This window comes from Flavobacterium luteolum (assembly GCF_027111275.1).
In the GTDB taxonomy this organism is placed as follows: Bacteria; Bacteroidota; Bacteroidia; order Flavobacteriales; family Flavobacteriaceae; genus Flavobacterium; species Flavobacterium luteolum.
This window is the reverse complement of the sequence record NZ_CP114286.1, coordinates 3,357,454-3,377,922: the sequence shown is the minus strand read 5'-3', so window position 1 is coordinate 3,377,922 and position 20,469 is coordinate 3,357,454. Positions and strand designations below refer to the sequence as shown.

Below are 20,469 nucleotides of genomic sequence, written 5' to 3'. Positions count from 1 at the left end.
ACCATAAAACCAACAAAGATGTCAAATAAAGATCAAAACAATGGAATGAACCGCCGTAGATTTCTGCAGACTGGTGCACTGGCGACCGCCGGAATCTACATAGGACTTCACTCGTTCGAATCCTTCGGCAGCACGGGCAGAATATCTGCTGCCGATATTAAGAATGTGAAGCTGAATAATGGAATTAAAATGCCAATTCTGGGATTTGGAACCTACGGCCTTAGCGGCGAGGTTTGCGTGAAAAGCGTTACCGAGGCAATTGCCCAAGGATATCGTCTAATTGATACCGCTAAAGTGTATGGCAATGAAAAAGAAGTAGGCTTGGCAATAAAGCAGAGCGGAATAGATCGAAAAAAACTTTTTGTAACCTCAAAGCTGTGGGTGGATGACGCAGGCTACCAAAACACTAAGAAAGGATTTGAGGAGACACTGGCCAAATTAGGACTGGAATACCTTGACCTTTATCTGATACATCGTCCAAGAGGTGATGTAAAAGGAACATGGAAAGCAATGGAAGAGCTGCATAATGAGGGGAAAATCAAGGCCATTGGAATAAGCAACTTCGACTCCAAACAGTTGGCGGAACTCCTGTCTTATGCACAGATTAAGCCCGCGATCAACCAGATTGAAACGCATGCCTTTTTTCAACAGGAAAACGACCACAAAGAACTAAAAGCGCACAACATACAGCTGGAGGCATGGGCACCTCTTGCAGAAGGGCGACATGGCCTTTTTACAAATGAGGCCTTCATTGCAATTGGAAAAAAGCACAACAAGACAGTAGCGCAGATAAATTTGAGATGGCTTTATCAGCGAGATATCATTGCTATACCAAGATCGTCGCAAAAATCGCATATCATTGAAAACTTGAATATTTTCGATTTTAAGCTTGATGAGCAGGATATGAAAATAATTTCAAAACTGGATCTGGACAGAACTCAGTTTCCGGAGTGGAGCTAAGAATCAATTCAACAAAATTGGCATTCAGTCCATTTTTTTTCAAAAGTAAAAATAACTGAAATAGAATTATATCTTCCGCCTTCCTACTAATGGTTATTATTACCCGGTCATTAATATGGCTGGGTAATATTTTTAGCAACCTCTCTTGCAGCGGAATATTCTTTTCAGCACCGATTGCTGCCAATACATTTGCAGGAGCGCCTCATGGCCAGATATTTTGATCTGAACTTCACTCCCGTGAATAATTCTTGAGAATTTCATTAGTTGCTAACGAAAAGTTTATCTATGGCTCATACAGAAGTAATAAAATCTGCCATTGAAATAAATGGAGATCCGAGCTCAGTATTTGTATACGTATTTGAGCATGATCTTTTGTATTTTTTCAAAGGTCTTCCCAATGTACCAAATTTTACATATCGTCCCTTCGAAAGAGGAACCATCAGGCCAGGTTTCGAGCACATGATTTATTTTGCAGATGGAAGCACAGCCAAAAGAAAACTGACAGCCTTTCTGCCGGAAATGTCCTTTACCGTTGTAGTTCGCCAGCTGGACATATTTTTTCTTCCTGGATTACAGGAAATTGAATACAGGTATTTTTTCTCAGACAGTTTGATGGGCAATGGCCAGACACAACTTAGAAGCGAATACCACTTTAAGTTCAATGCACGTGTATGGAAAGTGCTTTTCAACATGAAGAATGCAAAAGTTGTTCAAAGGCATTTCGAAATCTTTCTGCATCAGCTTCAAAAAGATTATTTGAAAAAAATTTTCTGAAATTTGCTTGTCGGATCTGCAAATTCTTCCATTTTAATGAATTGTTAGAGCACGTTAAAAAAGAACCATTGGTAATTTTTCAAAAAAAATCAGCGCTATGGAATCTAAAAAATCTTCAAGGAATTTAAGAATATCCATAACGCCAATTAAATCGACTTCTGCTATTGCACTAATTCAAAGTCTGCTCTAAGTTTTATATCTGCTGACGAAGTTCCGATCATTACTTCGAAATCCCCTGGTTCAGCAGCCCATTCTAATTTATTATTGTAGAAAGAAAGTTTTTCTTTGTCGATTGTAAACTCAATTGTTTTTGATTCTCCCGCTTTTAATTTCACTTTCTGGAAATCTCTCAGTTCTAAAACTGGCCGCACTACAGATCCGAATTTATCTTTTAAATAAAGCTGCGCCACTTCTTCACCGGCAACTTTTCCAACATTTGACAATTGAAAAGAAACTTTAATTGTTTCACTGCTTTTTATTTTTGCTGCAGATAATTTCAAATCAGAATAATTGAATTTTGTATAACTCAAGCCGTATCCAAAAGGGAATTTTGGCGAGTTTTTCAAATCAATGTAAGCCGAAACATAGTTTTTAGAATCTTCCGTTTTTGCAGGTCTTCCTGTACTGAAATGGTTGTAATAAATAGGAACCTGTCCTACTTCTCTTGGGAAAGTCATAGGCAATTTTCCAGACGGATTGTAATCTCCAAATAAAACATCAGCGATTGCATTTCCAGCTTCAGAACCTAACCACCATGTATATACAATTGCAGGAGCATTGTCTGCTGTCCAGTTAAAAATAAGCGGTCTTCCAGCATTTACTAAAACCACAACCGGTTTTCCGGTTGCCATAATTTCCTTTACTAAATCTTCCTGTACGCCAGGAATGTGAAGATCGCTTCGGCTTTTTGCCTCGCCGCTCATATTGTGTCTTTCACCAATACTCAAAATTACAACATCAGCTAGCTTGGCAGTTGCAACCGCTTCTGCAAAACCGTCTTTGTTGTCTCCATCAACTTCACAGCCTTTGGCATAAAGCAATTTGGTATTTTTTCCAACTTTGTTCTGCAAGCCATCCCATTGCGAAACTACCCATTTATCGTAGTTTACCTCTGGCAATTCAACAGCCCAGAATCCCATATTTGCTTTGTATTCTTTGACCATTGGACCAATAAAGGCAATAGTTTTCAGGTTTTTAGAAAGTGGCAAAGTCTGATTTTCGTTTTTCAGCAAAACGATGCTTTTCTCAGCAACTTCAAGTGCGGCTTTTCTGTTTTCGGGATTTCCTAAAACTTTTTCAGCCCTTTTGTCATCTGAATATTTGTATGGATCTTCAAATAAACCTAATTCGAACTTCTTGCGTAATATACGTTTTACTGCATCATCAATCAAATCAATTGAAACTCTTCCTTCTTTAACTAAAGCAGCAAGATTGTAGCGGTATGCATTGCTTTCCATATCCATGTCGCTTCCAGCGGTGATTGCCGAATAAGCAGCTTCTTTCAAATCTTTTGAATAGCCATGTGCCACCATTTCCCCGATTGATCCCCAGTCAGAAACAACAAAACCTTGAAAGTTCCATTTTTCTTTTAAAATGTCACGCTGCAAATGAGCGTTTCCAGTAGCTGGAATTCCGTTTAAATCATTAAATGAATTCATAAAAGTTGCGGCTCCAGCATCTAAAGCCGCTTTGAATGGTGGCAGATAAGTTTCCAACAGCATTCTTTCGCTCATATCAGCTGAGTTGTAATCTCTTCCGCCAACACCTGCGCCATAAGCCGCAAAATGTTTCACGCATGCCATAACCGAATTCAAGTCCCCTAACTTATTTCCTTGAAAACCTTTTACACGTGCATAAGCAATTTTAGAACCTAAATAAGTGTCTTCTCCTGCTCCTTCCATGACTCTTCCCCATCTTGGGTCACGCCCGATATCAACCATTGGCGCAAATGTCCAGTGAATTCCGCTTGCAGATGCTTCCGTAGCCGCAACTCTGGCTGCCAATTCAATAGCCGTCAAGTCCCAGCTTGCTGCTTCGGCCAGCGGAATCGGGAATGTTGTTTTGTAGCCATGGATAACATCCTGACCAAACAACAATGGAATTTTAAGGCGCGACTGCATTGCCAATTCCTGATATTGTCTTGTATATTTTGTTCCAATGACATTCAGCATCGAACCAATCAATCCAGCTTTGATTTCAGATTCTTTATTGGGATTTATCGTAATTGGCCCAGTAGCCTGATTGTCTCCTGTATATTGGTTAAGCTGGCCTATTTTTTCCTCAATGGTCATTTTCTTCAACAGATCATTCACTTTTTGATCTATCGGCTGCTGCGCCGTAGCCAGAAACGGCAGCGCGAAAATTGTAAAAGCAATAATTTTTCTCATTAGCTCATAATTAATCTTTAAAAAAAAGGCAGCCTTAAAGGAAGAATAAATCCTAGGCCGCCTTCGCTAAATTTATAATAAAAGCACCCCGACTTTTAAATATCAAAAACTACTAATTAATTAACATCGTGAAGCAGGGGATGCTTACAAAAGTTTTACGCGCCTTTTCAAAAAATAGATTTTAAAAGGACGCTATTTAAAAAATTTACTTTTTTGAACTGTTTTTTCGTTCTCACTTGAAATCCAGATAATTCAGATTGAAACCGCCTTTTTCAAACACGACTTTAATTTTGTTTTTTCCAGCTTTAAGTTTGATATTGGCAAGAACGGCAGTTTTCCATTTATCCTTGCCTGCAGTAGAAGGCAGTGAAATATATTCTGATGCGGTTCCGTTTTCAAGTTCAATACGAAGTCTTCCTTCCGTCTCCGGGCTTGAATAACGAACTGCAACACTATAGTTTCCTTCCTTTCCCGCTTGCACTGTATACTGAAGCCATTCTTTATCTTCAATAAATGAAACCTGAAATCCGTTGGACCCCGTATCACCGCATGGCAATATATCCACACCGTCATTTCTCATGGATTTTCCCTTGTTCCACTCCCCAGGTTTTCCAGATGAACTGTAATTGACAAAATCATTATCAGAATAAGCAACTCCATTTGTACCTAAATCATATTCAGTTGCTGCAATTCTGCCCGGAACAATGTGCTTTTTATATGGTTTGGAATCATCCGACTGCACCTGTCTGAACATGGCATCAATAACATCAGGTTTAACCGTAACATTTTCCATCTTATAATTATCGGCAATTTTCATTAATGCCTTTTTTGAAAATTCTGGAGAAGGTTTCTCTCCACCGTCTTTCCAGTACTTCAGTATAACATCATACTCAGGAATCTTGGTAACTGAAGTTACTCCCGCAGTGTTATCAATTTTTTTCATCGGCCAGAATGCCCATCCGATATTATGGCTTTCCATAAGCTTAATGGCATCCCTAAACCACACATTTGAGTTCTCGCCGCTTTCTCCCACCCATATAGGGACATTATAACGTGTTCTGGTATCAAGCATTTTTTCAAGGGATTCCTTATCGTTAAAATTCCAATACTTGTGATAGCTCACTACCATATTATCGTCCCATAACGGAAAGATTCCATTGTAATTGCCACCCCAGCAGTTTCCTTCAATCACCACGATATGGTTATTGTCGACTTCACGAATCGCCTTAGTAACCGCAACCATTAGATCGCGAAGGGGGCCATTCGAATTCTCATCGCAGCCATTTTTATTGGTGCCTGTAAAATTCCAGTTTGGCTCATTTATGATATCATAAGCGCCGATCCAGGGACTGTCCCTGTACCTTGAAGCAAGTTTCTTCCATAAGGCAACCATTTTTTTCTGATTTTCTGCACTTTCCCAAAGAGAGGGTTTTGTGGTGTCTAAATCTGAAATCGCTGCATCGTTTCCTTGTCCGCCGGGAGCGGCATGCAAATCAAGGATAAGATACATTTTATTGTCTGCGCACCACTTGAGAAGCTTGTCAGTTAAAGCAAACCCTTCTTCAATCCAGGTGTTTTCTCCATTTTTTTCTTCTTGGATTGACGGAGTGTATAAATTATAGTGCATTGGCAGACGTATTGAATTAAATCCCCAAGCTTTTAGAGAATCGACATCTCTTTTTGTAAGACCGTTTGCAATATAGGATGCATAAAATTCTTTTGTTCCCTGCTCCCCGACTAGGTCTTTGATTCTTTGTTTAATCTGATACTGAGGGCTCGCAAAAGGCTGCGTCTGGATCATATATCCTTCCTGCACCATCCAGCCTCCAATGCCCAGACCTCTGAGTATTACATTATTCCCTTTTCCATCAACAATTTTCTGTCCGTCTCTGTGAAGAAATCCCTGTCCGAAAAACGACAAGGACATCATCAGGTGTAATAGTAGAACTATTCTTTTCATGTTTAAAGATTTAAAATGATATTGCTATTATAGAGAGAATTATAGAATCCCTCTGAATCTTGCATTTTGCTTTACTGGCAGAATACAATTTATGCCATATGGTACAATTATAATTTTCAGCTTTCAAAGACTGCAATTGCCTTCCGGCATAGAAAATACTAATAGAGTTTATTTTGCAGATTAATTTAGAAAGCCGGCAGCTATCCTATCGCAAGCTGGTGTCATCTGACTTAAAAAATAGCCCATAATCAAATGAATACGGGCTATTTGGGTAAACTAACTTAAACTAACTTAATTCAAACTCAAAATTTGACTTTTTAAATTTCATCCTAGGCAGTAAAATCTGCCTTTAAGAGTCCTGCCATGTTCGCTTTTCCATCTCAGATCTTAGTGCACTTTTTCAGAAAGACAAAAGAATTTGAAAAAAACAAAAGCAGGACCTATAAAAAAAATGAAACAATTATAATGATTGGTTGATGAGAAAAAAGTGAAAATATTAATCTACTTTTTCAAATCTGATTTTTGTTGCTATTCGGCCTTGAACACGAATGTCCATCCGGTTCCATATGCCTCGCTGTTATTTAAATACAGTACCATCTTGTCTTCAGTAAGCGTAACAATAGAATAAACCCCGTCTGCATTTCCGGCAGCTGATCCCAGCATTTTTGCGGCGCCTGAAACCATTAATCTTTTATTTGCCACATCAAGTACAAAACTTCCCTTCTCCGGCGTTGATGTTGCAGTTGTATAATGGCTGAAATTAGCAGCACCGTTCAGGTCAAAATGCATCTTACCTGCTGCATCAACCGGAGGCGCATCGTTTCCTGCATTCCACCAAGCAGTCATTGCTCCTTCTGGATTTCCTCCCGGAGACATGAACCACCATAATGATCCAGGACCCTGTCTGTCAAAAACCCATGTCTTGCCAACTGCTGTGTTATCGCTGACCAAATCATACCAGTCTTGATCAAGAGCAACATCCAGCTGATTTACCTGCACATCAATGGTCTTGGTAAAAAATTCACCCCCAAGCGTGCCCACGAATGTAAAGGTGTTTTTTCCAGGAATAGGATAAACAAACGTAACTTCATTTGTTAGTGCCTTTCCTAAATTATAATTCCAATAGCCTGTGACCCCAGGCGTTTCCATATTAAGAGTGATTTTATTCCCACCCGGAGTACTTTGGACAGCTGTTAATTTAACTCCCGCCACATCTGTTGAATTGGTCAAATGCTCCTCATCAACAATTGGATCGCATGCTGAAAAAATCAGTATAAACGAAGCAATAAGAAAATATTTTAGTCTATGAATTTTCATATTTATATTTATTATAAGTTAATATCAAATTACCAGCCTGGATTCTGTGTATACACTCCATTCAACAACCTCATCTCAGTTTCAGGAATCGGCACCAGACCTTTGGTTTCAGGTCTGTACTTAACAGAATAGTCTGCCGCTACACCAGAATTTTTAACCGGTACTGTTCCGTCAAAAGCAGTATTTACATCGCCCCATCGGATCAAGTCAAACCAGTGAAGCCCTTCAAAAGCAAATTCGTGCAGCCTTTCCTCTTTTATTGCATCCAAAGAATATCCTTTAGGTCCTAAGCCTGCTCTTTGTCTTACTGCATTCATACCGCTTGGAGTCTGCGTAATTTCAGAATGCATAAGCAGAACATCAGCAAAACGCATCAAAATAAAATCCTGTGCATGCGCAAGCTGTATGTCCGGATTAGTCCAGGCGTACATCTGTACAAACATACCTACGTTACTTCCTGCTCCATTATCGTGCTGCAGCGAAATATATTTTTTATTGTAAAGTCCTGTTTCGTGGTCACCTTTGTTACCAACATAACTTGCTGTTCCCTGTTCAGCCTTGCCCATTTCTAGGACAGAACCTCTTTTTCGAGGATCCTCGTCAGGCCATCCGCTGAACAGTTTAGGATTAACCGGACACCATCCCCATCCTTCTCCAAAAGGTACCATTGAGTTTCCTCTGATCCCATTGAATAATGCAAGTCTGTTGGTGTATATATTACCATTGCTCCATCCCCAATTTCCAAATGAAAATCTCTGAACAAACATAGACTCATAATTCCCTGTACCAAAAGTAGGTGTGATGCCATCTTGTCCTACCCATGCCAGCTTCTCTGTTGTCGCCCATGGAAGTACATTAGCCTTTGCACTTGTGTTTACATAAGAGTATGGCCAAAGGTTTCTGAAATCTGAGGCTAACTTATGGCCGCTGTTTGAAATACAATCCTGAAGATAGGCCGCAACTTGTGTTGCGTTAAGCGCTGCGCCCCCAGCAACTGGCAACTCAGTCGTTGCCTGTTTTTCAATATTAGTCATGTATCCTGTATAAAATAGAAAGACACGGCCCAGATATGCCTCAGCAACCCATTTGTTTGCATGACCATATCTCGATGTTGGAATGCTTGTAAATGGTGTGGCCGGCATTGTTTCAATTGCCTGTTTGAAATCTGAAGCAATTTGGGCAAAAGTGTCGCTGTAAGAAGCTCTAGGACCATTTTTTACGCCATCAATCGTTGTGATCAAAGGGACGCCTCCGAAGAATTTTGCCAGTCTGAAATAAAAGAATCCGCGCATGAATAATGCCTCACCGATCGCTTGTTTTTTAAAATCCTGAGCTTCAGCGGGAGTTGGAAAATACTTTGAAAAATCTGCTGCCTCTGTTTTTTCGATAATAGCATTCGCTCTTGCAATTCCTTTATAAGACTGTCCCCACATATCATAGTAGGTGTCCTCTTGAGGATCAACAAAGCTGTCCACATATTTAGCAGACTTATCATCAGGGCCACCCCCTCCAAGCATCATGTTATCCATGAGGTTCGCAGCAATCTGCTCCTCACTATGTACATTGTTGGTATAGATTGCATTATATACCCCTGCCATTGCCTCATCTATATCCTGAGGTGTTTTATAATAAGTTTCTAAACTTTTCTCGGTAATATTATCCGTGTCTAGATAATCGTCGCAGCTTGAAGCAGTAAAAAGTATTGCAGCGGCCGCTAAATATTTAATATTTTTCATTTTCGTTGTCTTTAAATTAAAAATCAGCATTTAATCCGAACATAACTGTTCTTGCCTGTGGGTATAATCCTAAATCAACTCCTCTTGCCCAAGGGAAATTTCCATCATCTCCTCCAAATCGAACATCAGGATCCATACCTTTATACTTTGTAAATGTGTAAAGATTGTTTACAGCGACATAAAATTTCAAATTAGAAATGAACTTAAAGTCAGAAAATATTTCTTTGAAATTATACCCAAGTGTTAAATTGTTGATTCTTAAATAATCAGCATTTTGCATATATATATCAGAAAGCAGATTTGTATTGTTATTTGACACTGAACTTAAACGAGGCATTTTGTTTGAAGTTCCCTCCCCGTGCCAGCGATCAAATACATCACTTGTATAATTTTGCTTTGGCATATCTGAGAAAGAACGGTAAGATTGCATAACCTGCATTCCGTATTTTCCAGCCAATGTCGTATTCAGATAAACATTTTTGTATTCAAAATTTAACTGTATACCCAATTCAAAATCAGGATTTGGATTTCCTAAATAAACTTTATCTTTTTCGTCGATCACACCATCATTATTTTGGTCAACAAAACGAACGTCTCCTGGTCTTTGTCCGCTAAAATATGGTTTGCCATCAGGACCGACATATGCATCAACTTCTTTTTGGTTTTGCAATATACCTGCAGTTTTAAAACCATAGAAATATCCTATCGGCATACCAACCTCAGCTCTGGAGATAAATGATGTCCCTTGAGCAAGAACATTAGATGGTCCATTGATAATTCCGTCAGAATTAGCAATTTTTGTAATCTTATTTTTGTTCGCTGCTCCGCTTACAGTAACTCCATATTTAAAATCTCCAATCTTGTCCTTCCAGTTTACAGAAAATTCAATACCGCTATTTTGAATATCTCCTCCATTTATAAATGGTTCTCCCGCACCTGCTGTTCCAGGAATTTTAGCACGTACCAGCCAGTCCTTGGTTGTTTTTTTATACCAATCGAAAGTGACACCCAATCTTGAGTCAAATAATGCGGCATCTAATCCAAAATCCAACTGTTCAGACGTTTCCCATTTGATGTCTGGATTGGTTACCCTGGCAGGATACGCCGTTGTTCCAGAAACTGGTTTTGTATCACCGAAAAAGTATCCAGGGAAAGCATAAAAGATTGTCGACGAGTACTGGAAGTTCGGAATTGCTTCGTTACCATTTTGACCCCAGCTTCCTCTTAGCTTAAGGTTATTAAGCACTTTTGAAGTTCCTGCCATGAAATTTTCTTTTGTAATTACCCATCCTGCTGATACTGATGGGAAATACCCCCACCTGTTGTCCTTAGCAAAATTTGAAGATCCGTCAGCACGCATTGTAGCAGATAAAAGATACTTTTCTTTGTAATCATACTGCGCTCTTGCAAAATATGACATAATACCTCCGCCCCCTGCAGCATAATCCATACCACCGGCGCTTATATCATTTATTGACGTAACAGGCAAAGTATTGTCCAAGTAGGCATACTTAGGATCTCCTGGGAATTTCAAACCATTTCGTGATGCATTGACATTTGTGTTTAGGTCATTCTGCAATAATTCAGTACCCACTACTGCTGTTAAATTATGGCTTCCAAAGCGCTTGCTATAAGTAACCGTATTCGTCCATGTAGTATTTATTCCCATATACTGGCTTTGTGATGCGCCTTCAAGAGCATCGTCAAAATATACCCCCAAATGGCTGATCGGATTCATCGATCTGCTGTAACCGAACCATGAATTGACTCCATACACGGTTCTGAACTTAAGGTTTAGAATCGGCTCGACCTCAAGAAAAGCATTTCCAACGATACTGTTGTTTTTTGGATAGTTGTAATTGCTTCTGTAGAACATAACTGCCAAAGGGTTGGTCTGGTTTGGCGCTAGCCCGTCCAAAGTCGGAGAATACCCGAACTGATCTATGTTCCTGTCTTTCGATGTCTGCCAGTAAGCAGGCATCAAAGGATTCTGAACCAATGCATTGTGAAGGTCATTACCGTAGATATTCCCAGTTGAAACGCCGCGGTTCGTAGAATTTGTGTAAGTAAGATTCTCACCTATTGTAATGATGCTATGGCTTTCATTTTTCTTTAGCACCATCTGGGTGTTCATCCTTGTAGTAAGCCTTTTAAAACCCGCATCCACAATATTCCCACCAATAATACCATCTTGGTCGAAGTATGAAATACCAAGAGAGTAAGTAATGTCTTCACTTCCTCCTGTAAAATTCAGCGAGTGGTTTACAACTGGTGCATCTTTTTTGGTCATTTCATTTATCCAGTTTGTGCCTTTCCAGCCCTGCTGAAGCTTATCCCATATTTCGTTTCCGTATTGAGTTCCCGCTCCTGGGTAATTTCGCTGTAACCAGTCATTTTGAGTCAGCATGGCCTTCCAGTCATTAGGTGCCAGTCCATCATTAACACGTCCTTCATCCATAATATACATGTACTCTTGCGCATTAAGCGGATCAAGATTTTTATATACATTTTGGATTCCAAAATAAGAATCATAACTGATGCGTGCTGGTCTTCCCTTGCGACCTTTAACAGTCGTCACAAGAATTACCCCGTTTGCAGCTCTCGAACCGTAAATGGCAGCTGACGCAGCATCTTTCAGTACGTCTATACTTTCGATATCTGAAGGGCTCAGGTAATCAATATTTCCAACAGACACTCCATCAACCACATATAAGGGATCTGAATTTCCATTGGTTCCGATTCCACGGATGTTAACTTTTGTACCGGCACCAGGAGCTCCATTATTTCTTGTTATATTGACCCCCGCAGCAATACCCTGGAGCGCTTCAACAGCAGTTCCGGTATTTAATTCTTTTAGGGTCTCACCCTTAAAATTTGAGGCAGCACCTGTTACTAACCCTTTTTTCTGCGTACCGTATCCTACCACAACCACTTCGTTCAAACTCTGGGTAGCTGCCTTCAATACTATATTTAATTTGGTTCTTCCGCTGATAGCTTCAGTAACTGTAGTAAATCCTACGAAACTAATTGTAAGTGCGCCGTTGGACGGTGCTTCAATTTGAAATTTCCCATCGAAGTCGGAGGCAGCCGCCTTTTTTGATCCTTTGACTTGAATTGTTGCGCCTGGGACGGGTAATCCACTGTCGTCATTTATAGTTCCATTTATCGTAATATCCTGCGCCATTCCGATAACTGAAAACAGTAGAGACGAAATACAAAAAATAAGTGATTTTCTTAATTTCATTGTTCTAATAATTTTGGTTAAGTGATTAGTAATTTTCTGCAATGATATAGGATAAAAATTACCGCCTCTGAAAAAAAATTCACGTCAAAAACCCATCACACAACAAAACCAAAACTATAAAAAAACACATCAAAATACATTTAAAAAACTATACACAAGCACATCAAAAAGAAAATAATAACCTATTATACAGCACTTTATACAAACACATCAAAATGTATAACCAAATAAAATTGTAAAAAATGATGCCAAAAAATATGATAAGTCACTATTATTGAATTATCAGCAAATTTTGGAATGTGATAAGTTTTATTTAATGAATTAACCAGTACCAAATCATTCATTGGAAAATTTTTAATAAAGTTTTAACTGAGCTACTATGATAATAATAATTTCACATTTTCTTAATATTTATGCTTATTTTCTTATTAATCGTAAAAATAAATGCAATAAAAAATTAGAATGCCAAATTTCAACCTAAAAAATCGAAAATTGGACTACATTTAAAGACTGTTGTCATAAAATCTAGACAAAATAATAGTTAAATTCCTCCCTTTTTAATATAAATTTCCTACGATTAATCTGCTTTACAGAAAAATGGCAATCAATTAATTTTGCAAATTTTGAATATTTTTAACTGGGAATAAACAATCAAACAAAAGGGTTTTTCGCATGATGAATTTTAATTCTGAATAGATATAAAAAAACCAGCAAATAAGATTTTGCTGGCTCTGTAACTGCTATTCAATACTAGTCTATTTACTAAGTATAAAAAAAAAAAGCATAAAATAAAAATGTATTTAAGAAGAAGAAATGGAAGAGACTCCAATTAGATGGCTCATAAAATTGTATCTTCCCATATAACAAATATAAACAGGCACACTTGTCCCAAAATCTATATTTTCATCGTTTGGGCTTCTTTCGAGAGACATGCAAATTAGAGGTTCGATTAACCCAGTGCCGGAAAAAAGGAAGAAATAAAAGGCGCATGTTCAAGGACCGCAATGAAACGCTTCCTATTCTCTTCCGACATTTGCAACAGGGCACAATCAGAGTGGAAATTTTCGTTAAGCTGTATTTATTATAAGCTAAGCATTAAATTATGGGACATGTAACAAATTATAAAACCGAATTCAAGAATCCCTTCTTCTTAGAGTATTTAAATTCTCAAAGATCATTTTTACCTATTGAAAATAAGCTCTGAAAATGCAAAACGTTAAAGCTATAGAATTCCTATAGCGCTTAAAGAGTTAGAAAATTTTCTCTTGAACCTTAAATAAGGTTAAAATAAAACGAGGATTACGAGAAATCTAAAATTTAAAAGAGGATTACATTTCTTTCAAAGTTTGTAAATACAAGATTACCGACAACCAACAGATCAGCACAATCTGATAAAGTTCACGCATATATCAAATTTGCTTGAGTACAAATTTTAAGTAGGAAAGCAATTGGCATAAAGATTCAGACCAATAAAATCGGGGGTGTTAAAAATAAAATGAGTCTGCTTTTCATCCAGCAGCGCTTTCGGGCAAAATGCAGATTTTGGAGCAATAAATGCTTCCTATTAATTTCTGCCGCAAAATATTACTCGTTGATTTCGGCTCGTTTCCTGTTATATTCAGAAGCGAGTTCGATAATTAAAAACATGCACACGAATCTGTCCTTTGAACGCAGGGTCTTGACAAATTCATCATCTTCAATACAGTAATACTTAAAGCCTTTGATAAGTTCAGCAGGTATTTTTAAATCCTGCGTGTAATACTTATCTTCAAGTAGATGGTCAAGTTTCTGCAGCGAATTTTCTTTTTTCTCTACATTTACATTCGCTTTCAATGTTTTTAATTCACCTGAAAATAAATTAATAAGTCCAACTATTCCAGAAGAACCGGAATATAGTTTTCTTTCTGCCGGCGTAAATTTAACTTGCCCAGGTTTAGTTATGCCAAGTTTTTCAGCGTTAATTTCCGGATATTGCTTTATAATCACTTCTTTTAGCTCATTGGCCGCTGCTTCCATATAAAATGTATAAGGATCAGAGTTCAGCATATTCTGGTTGACAAGTTCTGTTATCGTCTTGAGCCCTGAAGCAGAAAAACTTAGGTTTTCACCTTTATTAGCGTGTAAATAGAAACGGCCACTATGATCGGAAACTGCCTGCAATTTGCTGTTCAGGTTAGTAATGACAGCTCCCTCTAGCGGAATCGAATCCGAAATTATCAATCCACTAAGCATTTTTCCATGAATTTCCTGTCCTCTTATCATCGGAATGGAAAACAAAAACACGAAGGAAAAGGCAAAAATTACATTCATTACTTCTTTACTCATTTTAGGCCTGGCTTAATTGAATCTGTTTGGACCTAATTTACTCTAAAAGGTTTTATTAGGAAGATCACAGTACATTTTTCAACATTATCGTTCTAAAATAAGCGTATCAAATACAACTTACCACATGTAGATTCCATCAAATATGCATTGTTTTAATATTTTCTAAATATCCTTAAATGCTTCTGTAACAATTTCAAGATCGCTTTCTCCCCTGAACCCACTAAATCCAATGCTTAGTGATGTGCCGTCGGAAAGCGTTATGGGCTGTCCTCCTTTCCATCCCACAAGATCTGGCGCTTCAACCCCGTTATCATCATCAACCACGTCATTAAAATAGAGTTTTTCATAAAAGCCAGTTTGAACCCCGGTGAGCCAGACCTGGCTTGCTTTTAGCCAAGCTAGTTTAAATGAGTTTCTCCTTCGCACTTTATTGCTGCAGTACATACGTCCATAAATAGATCCCTTCTGATCGATAATACATACCGCCACATTTCCGTTTGAAACTTTCTTATCTTCTTTACATTCCATGTAACTGGGAATAAGCGTGAATATATTTAACAAGCCTAAATCAATTTTTAATCTTAGTATTTCGTCGTTCATATCTACTGCCTTATTTTGACTGGTAAAGATTAGCTTTTAAATTATCAAATTCATTAAACTAGATCAAGAAATCAATTAATTGTATGAATATTTAAATATTTCTAGAACAAAATGCGGCTTATCCATAAAAAAAATGCAAATAACAGAATTTATTAATAAGAAAAACCATGGAATTCGCGGTTTAAGCAACGCCATTATTGTCTGCAGACCAATGCTTTAGAAAATATTGAAAATCGATTCTTAACTTCTATCGGTCAACTAACCCTTAATGCCTATTTGCACAAGCTGGACTCCATGTATTCTGTCAAAGCTTGCAGGAAAAGTTTGTTGAAGACTGTTCCTGAAAAAGGATTCTGGCTGCTTACTAAATTTCTGTCTTTTACCGCATAATTTGACTTTGGGAGCCCGCTTTTGTATCTTAAACCAATTCTTTTCAATTGGCATGCTATCCTTCTCTCTTTTGGCCTGCCTTTCATAATAAATTTTTCAATTACAATTTCCTCAACCGGAGAAACTGAATTCACATTAAAACCAATATATGGATTTTCTTCCTTTGGCATTGTAAGAAGCAGGCTTGGCGCATGGCAAATTAGCCCAGTCGGCTTCTTTTCCATCGCAAAATATTTCAAGATCATTGGGATTCGGATATCATTTTTCAGGTCAACCATTATACCTTGTCCTCCAGGTATGACTAGTCCTATATAATCCGTTTTTCTCGAAATTGCCTCATCGAGCGATATGGGATGCCTGAAAATACTGTCTGTAGCAATAAAATTTTCAGCCTCTCTTTTTAAAGCCAGATTTTTATCCCAGTACTTGTCTTTTATCCCCTCAGGATCTATTGAGCACATATCCCCACTTGGAGTAGCGAAATCCACCGGATACCCTGAGTCAGTTATCGATTTAAATGCCAGATAAAACTCGTTCAAAAATACGCCGGTCTGTCTCGATTTTTCGCCATTATTCAATTCCAGTATGTCGGCTGAACTCAAAATGAACAATATTCGTTTGCTTTGCGAAAAGACACTGTTTGTAACCGCTAAGATTAAGATTATAAGGATTTTTGCCATACTTATTGATTTTAACTGGTTCTAGACTTTATTAGTGCCTCCGCTAATTTTGGGCTGATTCTATTGATGATTCTTAATAGTTTCACTTTATGAATATTTACTTCATATCTGTTTTTCCTAAACGCCTTTATAAATTCTTCAACCAGAATATGTGGCTCAATCTTTCCTTTACCCCTGCCCTTTGTCATTTCCGTATCAACCAAGGGAGGAATTATTTCAAAAACTTTAGTGTTTTTTAGTTGGTACCTCAATGATTTTGAAAAGATGTGAATCGCCGCTTTTGTGCCGCAATACACTGCAGAACTTGCTTTAGGTACAATCGCAAGCCCTGAGGAAACGTTTACAATAGAAGAATTGAGGTTATTCTCCAATATCGGAAGCAAACCGAAAATTAGTTTAATTGGACCACTTATGTTGGTGCTTATTTCCGCGTCAATACTCTGGGCGGTATATCTCTCATCATCAAATCTTAAATCATATTGAATGCCAGCATTGTTGATCAATACATTCAAATCCTGGTGCTCTTTCTTCAAAAATTTCAAAAGTGCATTAATATCCGATGGAGATGAAACATCGCATTTAAATGGGATCATTCGGCCATCATGCCTTGAAAGCTCCTCGAGGCGCGTTTCATTGCGGCCTATAGCAACAACAATGTTGTCCAATTGGCAAAATTTCTCTGCCAGTGCCTTGCCAATTCCCGAGGTAGCACCGGTTATAAGTATTTTATTTCCGCTTATTTTCATTCTAGTGAGATTTACAGCAAATTTCACTAGAAGGATTCTTAAAAGCATTTACATATGTAAAGATTTTACCTTTTGGCTCTAATTCTGCTAAGCTGAGTGGCAGAAATTCCTAGGTAGGAAGCAATATGATATTGGCTGATCAGGTTTTCTAAACCAGGATGTTCATTTTTGAAGATTTCATACCGTTCAGACGCTTCAAGAGTCACAAGCTCAATTTCGCGTTTCTCTTTAATGGAGAATTTATATTCAGCAATAATTCTGGCAAGACTCTCAATCTTAGGATATTTTGGATAGAGAGAACTTATTTGCTTGAAATCAGCAACCAATAAAATGCAGTCTGCTAAGCATTGGATGTTAATCAAGTTTTTCTCTCCGCTTGTAATAGATGAATAAGCGGCAACAAAGCTTGCTGAAGTAAAAAATGTTTTGTTATACTCCTTTCCCGATTTATCGCGATAAAATGCCCTCATTACACCGCTTGAAATATATGCGAGTTTAGAGGAAAACTCCCCTTCGGTAGCAAAGTATTGGTTCTTTTTAAGAGAGACCTCATCAAATAAAGAAGTAAAGACATCTAATTCTTCTTCATTAAAATGAATTTGCTCTTCTATATATTTCTTGAGTCCTATCATCCTTTAAATATTACAACTACTTTTCGAAGTAAAGTTCGTTCGATTTTATCAATTCATTAATCTATTATCATTCCGTAGTTATTGTTATCTTTAAGATACTGCTTTAATTCCGGATGCAGTTTCGCCACCTTTTCATCTATGTAATTTTGAATGAAAGGCGCTATTTCGTATTGACAGTTTTCATGAGGCTCAAGCCCCATGTCCATATAATCCTCTATTTCCCCGGAACACATAAGCGCTGAATCGATCATACTGATTAAAACTAAAAAAATGCTCAGAATGTATGAAATCCTAATATTTATATTTTGCAAATAAATTTCCAAATCTTTGTCATGCCCTCTAACAGTATTATGTAGCGTATACTTAATTCCATTATTGTGCATGTAATTATTTAATCTGGCGCTCAAAATTCCCCAGTAATCTTTAAGATTATAATCATTTAAGATCTTTTTTATCTTTTCATCCTTTCTTAGCACCTGCATATAATTGGCAAAACTAAGCTTCTTTTTTACATCAGGTGGCAGCGTCTCAACCGAACTTGTCAGCCATGCTTCAACTGCCTGTTCATCTGCGCTTAGCACCGTATTGAACTCCATCGACAGAAAGCTTTCTGCAAATTTCTCGGCATCATCTATCTTAAGGTTTTCAAGAGATTTTTTAGTAAACGGTTCCCGCTGGTTAATTATGGAAAGTAGATAAACATACAATAGCAGATCATCTCGCAGTCTTCTGATAAGACTATTTGCATCAGCGAAGCTTCCAATTGAACAACACAGCTTTATGCTCTGCATTGTTTTTACAGAGTTTTCCAGCAGATGCGCATGAAAGGTAAGACATTTTTTATCTGTTATAAAACTAATAATTCTTCCGCTAAAGTTTCTCAAATTAGTAAAGTCTGCAAGAAACTGAGAATTTAGAGAATACTCAATTTCAAATTTTTTATAAATCTCTGTATCTTGTATTTCTACCGGCTTTTCAAAATGAATTTTCATGATGTTTTCAGTTTTAATAAGTTGTCAAATAGTTTTATAAAGAAAAGCTGCCATTACGATCTCTTTCTTTTACAAGCGAAATTATGTTCAAAGTACGCAATTATTTTGCGTAGTGATTATTAATTTTAATGTTGTTTCAAAAATTGGATACGTAAATCCTGTTAGCATGCACTCAGACCGAAAAAATATTAGGTACATGTAAACATTAACAAAAGTACTTTCAAAAGAAAAAAGATAGAAAGTCAGGAAATGCAGCAAATTGCAGCGCCCAAAAAGCGTTCGCCCTTCTATCGTATTGCGTAACATCTATCAGTTCACCTTTTAAAGGCATCAAAAAATGATCTACACCTAATCAAGTAGTTGGAAAGCGTAACAGGAAATATGACGAGTTAGGGTATGGTCGACTCCACGATATTGCCTTTAAATATGTGCAATTTTTCTAATTGGTAAAATCTTCGTTTTTTGTCCAACCAGTCTTAAACTTGTTTTCGTGGATAAATCCGATGTATATGTACTGTCCCTTAATTTGACGCAACTGCACTTTAGTAGATTTAGGGATTATGCAGATTTCTATACTGTTGCCATGTGGTTTCTCCAATACCTTTTTGCTTTCTGCTGTATAAACATCCGTTGAAAATCCTTCTAAGTTTTTGCTAGCGTTAAATTTGCTTTTAACGAACTCATAACTGCACGTTGTCGCCCAAGTGGTAAGAATAAGCATAAAAATCCATGCTTTTCCTGAAAATTGTTCGGAATCAGGATTTGTAGAACGAAGTATTTCTTGCAGATAGTTTTCACTAAAGTTTTCTGCAGCAGCAAGCTTTTGGAATATTGCGTTATAATTCTCCATTATCTTTTCCAAAACATAAAGCGTCAGAGGTACCAAAGTTCCAACTGCCAAATCCTGCTTTATTGCCTTGTCAAGATTCAGTTTTACTTCATAGAGCTCATCTTCGTCAATTTCATCAAACTCCGAAAGGACATTCTCAATATCTGCTGCATACCTGCGAATGGAAGCTGACACCATGTTGAGCTCTTCGTTTGCTGTATCAAAATCTGCCTCATAATTCGGAAATACTTCATTTCTAAAAGGATTATGCTGCTTCAGTAATTGCCCTGCCTGTACTGAAACTAAACTTTTAGATATATCGTAAGCCCTGAAGATATCCATTCCTGCACTTTGTCGCAGATTTAGACCTTTTTGAATGGACAAAGCAGCTGTTAAGCTATTAGCGGCTGAATATGTCCCATTCATTAATGCAAAAGAATTGCTCAATGAACTTAAAGCATTAACCATAGATGCTGGCTTTTGATAACTGCTCAGCATTGCGGCTGTACGCTGCGAGATACTCCCGAAAGCGGCCATTACACTGTTTTGAACCTGTGGCGCTCTGTCAATAGATGCCATCATCTGTGATATACTTCCAAAAGCGGCCTTGATTGCCATAGATTCTCTTGGTTCTGCCCACATATTTGTGATTGTACTTGTTCGCAGTTTTGATGCCAGATCTAAGGAATTAGTTTTAGAATATATAGAATTTAGTTCATCAATTACAGATAAAGATTTATATGGATTTTTGTACATAATTTTACAAGCTTTAATCAGTTATATATTAGTGTTCAGCCTAGATCGAAAATTAGTTTGCCAAAATAATGTAGCATTCCACACACGAAGGCACTGCTTTGATAGTTTTTAAAACTTTAAATGCATTTTAATAGAATTCTA

Annotated in this window: 14 protein-coding genes; 2 read left to right on the top strand and 12 right to left on the bottom strand. The window is 37.6% G+C overall.

The annotated features are described in order from the left end of the window. The first annotated feature begins 18 nt into the window (after positions 1-18). Together OZP10_RS14405 and OZP10_RS14400 are read left to right on the top strand one after the other, a co-directional pair. Positions 19-960, top strand: coding sequence for an aldo/keto reductase (locus OZP10_RS14405; protein ID WP_281631485.1), 942 nt, complete (start codon positions 19-21; stop codon positions 958-960). 285 nt (positions 961-1,245) lie between these two features. Further along, positions 1,246-1,734 (top strand): hypothetical protein, encoded by a 489-nt coding sequence (locus tag OZP10_RS14400; protein ID WP_281631484.1) that lies wholly within the window; start codon positions 1,246-1,248, stop codon positions 1,732-1,734. Positions 1,735-1,895: 161 nt separating this feature from the next. Here OZP10_RS14400 and OZP10_RS14395 read toward each other — a convergent pair whose 3' ends face one another. The 12 genes from OZP10_RS14395 to OZP10_RS14340 form a co-directional block, all read right to left on the bottom strand. Beyond that, on the bottom strand, positions 1,896-4,121 hold the full coding sequence (locus tag OZP10_RS14395) for a glycoside hydrolase family 3 N-terminal domain-containing protein (protein ID WP_281631483.1): 2,226 nt from the start codon (positions 4,119-4,121) through the stop codon (positions 1,896-1,898). A gap of 232 nt (positions 4,122-4,353) precedes the next feature. Next, the gene (locus tag OZP10_RS14390) at positions 4,354-6,081 is read right to left on the bottom strand and encodes a cellulase family glycosylhydrolase (protein ID WP_281631482.1); all 1,728 of its coding nucleotides are present in this window, start codon (positions 6,079-6,081) and stop codon (positions 4,354-4,356) included. A 528-nt stretch (positions 6,082-6,609) separates the two neighbouring features. Next, the gene (locus OZP10_RS14385) at positions 6,610-7,230 is read right to left on the bottom strand and encodes a hypothetical protein (protein ID WP_281631481.1); all 621 of its coding nucleotides are present in this window, start codon (positions 7,228-7,230) and stop codon (positions 6,610-6,612) included. 197 nt (positions 7,231-7,427) lie between these two features. Next, positions 7,428-9,134, bottom strand: a complete 1,707-nt coding sequence (locus OZP10_RS14380; protein WP_281631480.1) for a RagB/SusD family nutrient uptake outer membrane protein — start codon at positions 9,132-9,134, stop codon at positions 7,428-7,430. Between the two features lie 16 nt (positions 9,135-9,150). Beyond that, entirely contained in the window at positions 9,151-12,378 is a 3,228-nt protein-coding gene (locus OZP10_RS14375; protein ID WP_281631479.1) for a SusC/RagA family TonB-linked outer membrane protein, read from the bottom strand. 1,584 nt (positions 12,379-13,962) lie between these two features. Beyond that, positions 13,963-14,703: a peptidase associated/transthyretin-like domain-containing protein gene (locus OZP10_RS14370; RefSeq protein ID WP_281631478.1), complete on the bottom strand. Its 741-nt coding sequence runs from the start codon at positions 14,701-14,703 to the stop codon at positions 13,963-13,965. A gap of 162 nt (positions 14,704-14,865) precedes the next feature. After that, positions 14,866-15,303 carry a heme-binding protein gene (locus OZP10_RS14365; protein ID WP_281631477.1) on the bottom strand — a complete coding sequence of 146 codons (438 nt, stop codon included), beginning with the start codon at positions 15,301-15,303 and terminating at the stop codon, positions 14,866-14,868. A gap of 272 nt (positions 15,304-15,575) precedes the next feature. Continuing rightward, a complete protein-coding gene (locus tag OZP10_RS14360) occupies positions 15,576-16,373 on the bottom strand; it encodes a DJ-1/PfpI family protein (protein ID WP_281631476.1) in 798 nt (265 codons plus the stop codon). An 11-nt stretch (positions 16,374-16,384) separates the two neighbouring features. Then, a complete protein-coding gene (locus OZP10_RS14355; RefSeq protein WP_281631475.1) occupies positions 16,385-17,119 on the bottom strand; it encodes an SDR family oxidoreductase in 735 nt (244 codons plus the stop codon). Between the two features lie 65 nt (positions 17,120-17,184). Next, positions 17,185-17,751: a Crp/Fnr family transcriptional regulator gene (locus OZP10_RS14350; RefSeq protein ID WP_281631474.1), complete on the bottom strand. Its 567-nt coding sequence runs from the start codon at positions 17,749-17,751 to the stop codon at positions 17,185-17,187. A 56-nt stretch (positions 17,752-17,807) separates the two neighbouring features. Beyond that, complete coding sequence (locus OZP10_RS14345; RefSeq protein ID WP_281631473.1) at positions 17,808-18,743, bottom strand: hypothetical protein; 936 nt, start codon at positions 18,741-18,743, stop codon at positions 17,808-17,810. 439 nt (positions 18,744-19,182) lie between these two features. After that, entirely contained in the window at positions 19,183-20,328 is a 1,146-nt protein-coding gene (locus OZP10_RS14340) for a hypothetical protein (protein ID WP_281631472.1), read from the bottom strand. Positions 20,329-20,469: the final 141 nt, after the last annotated feature.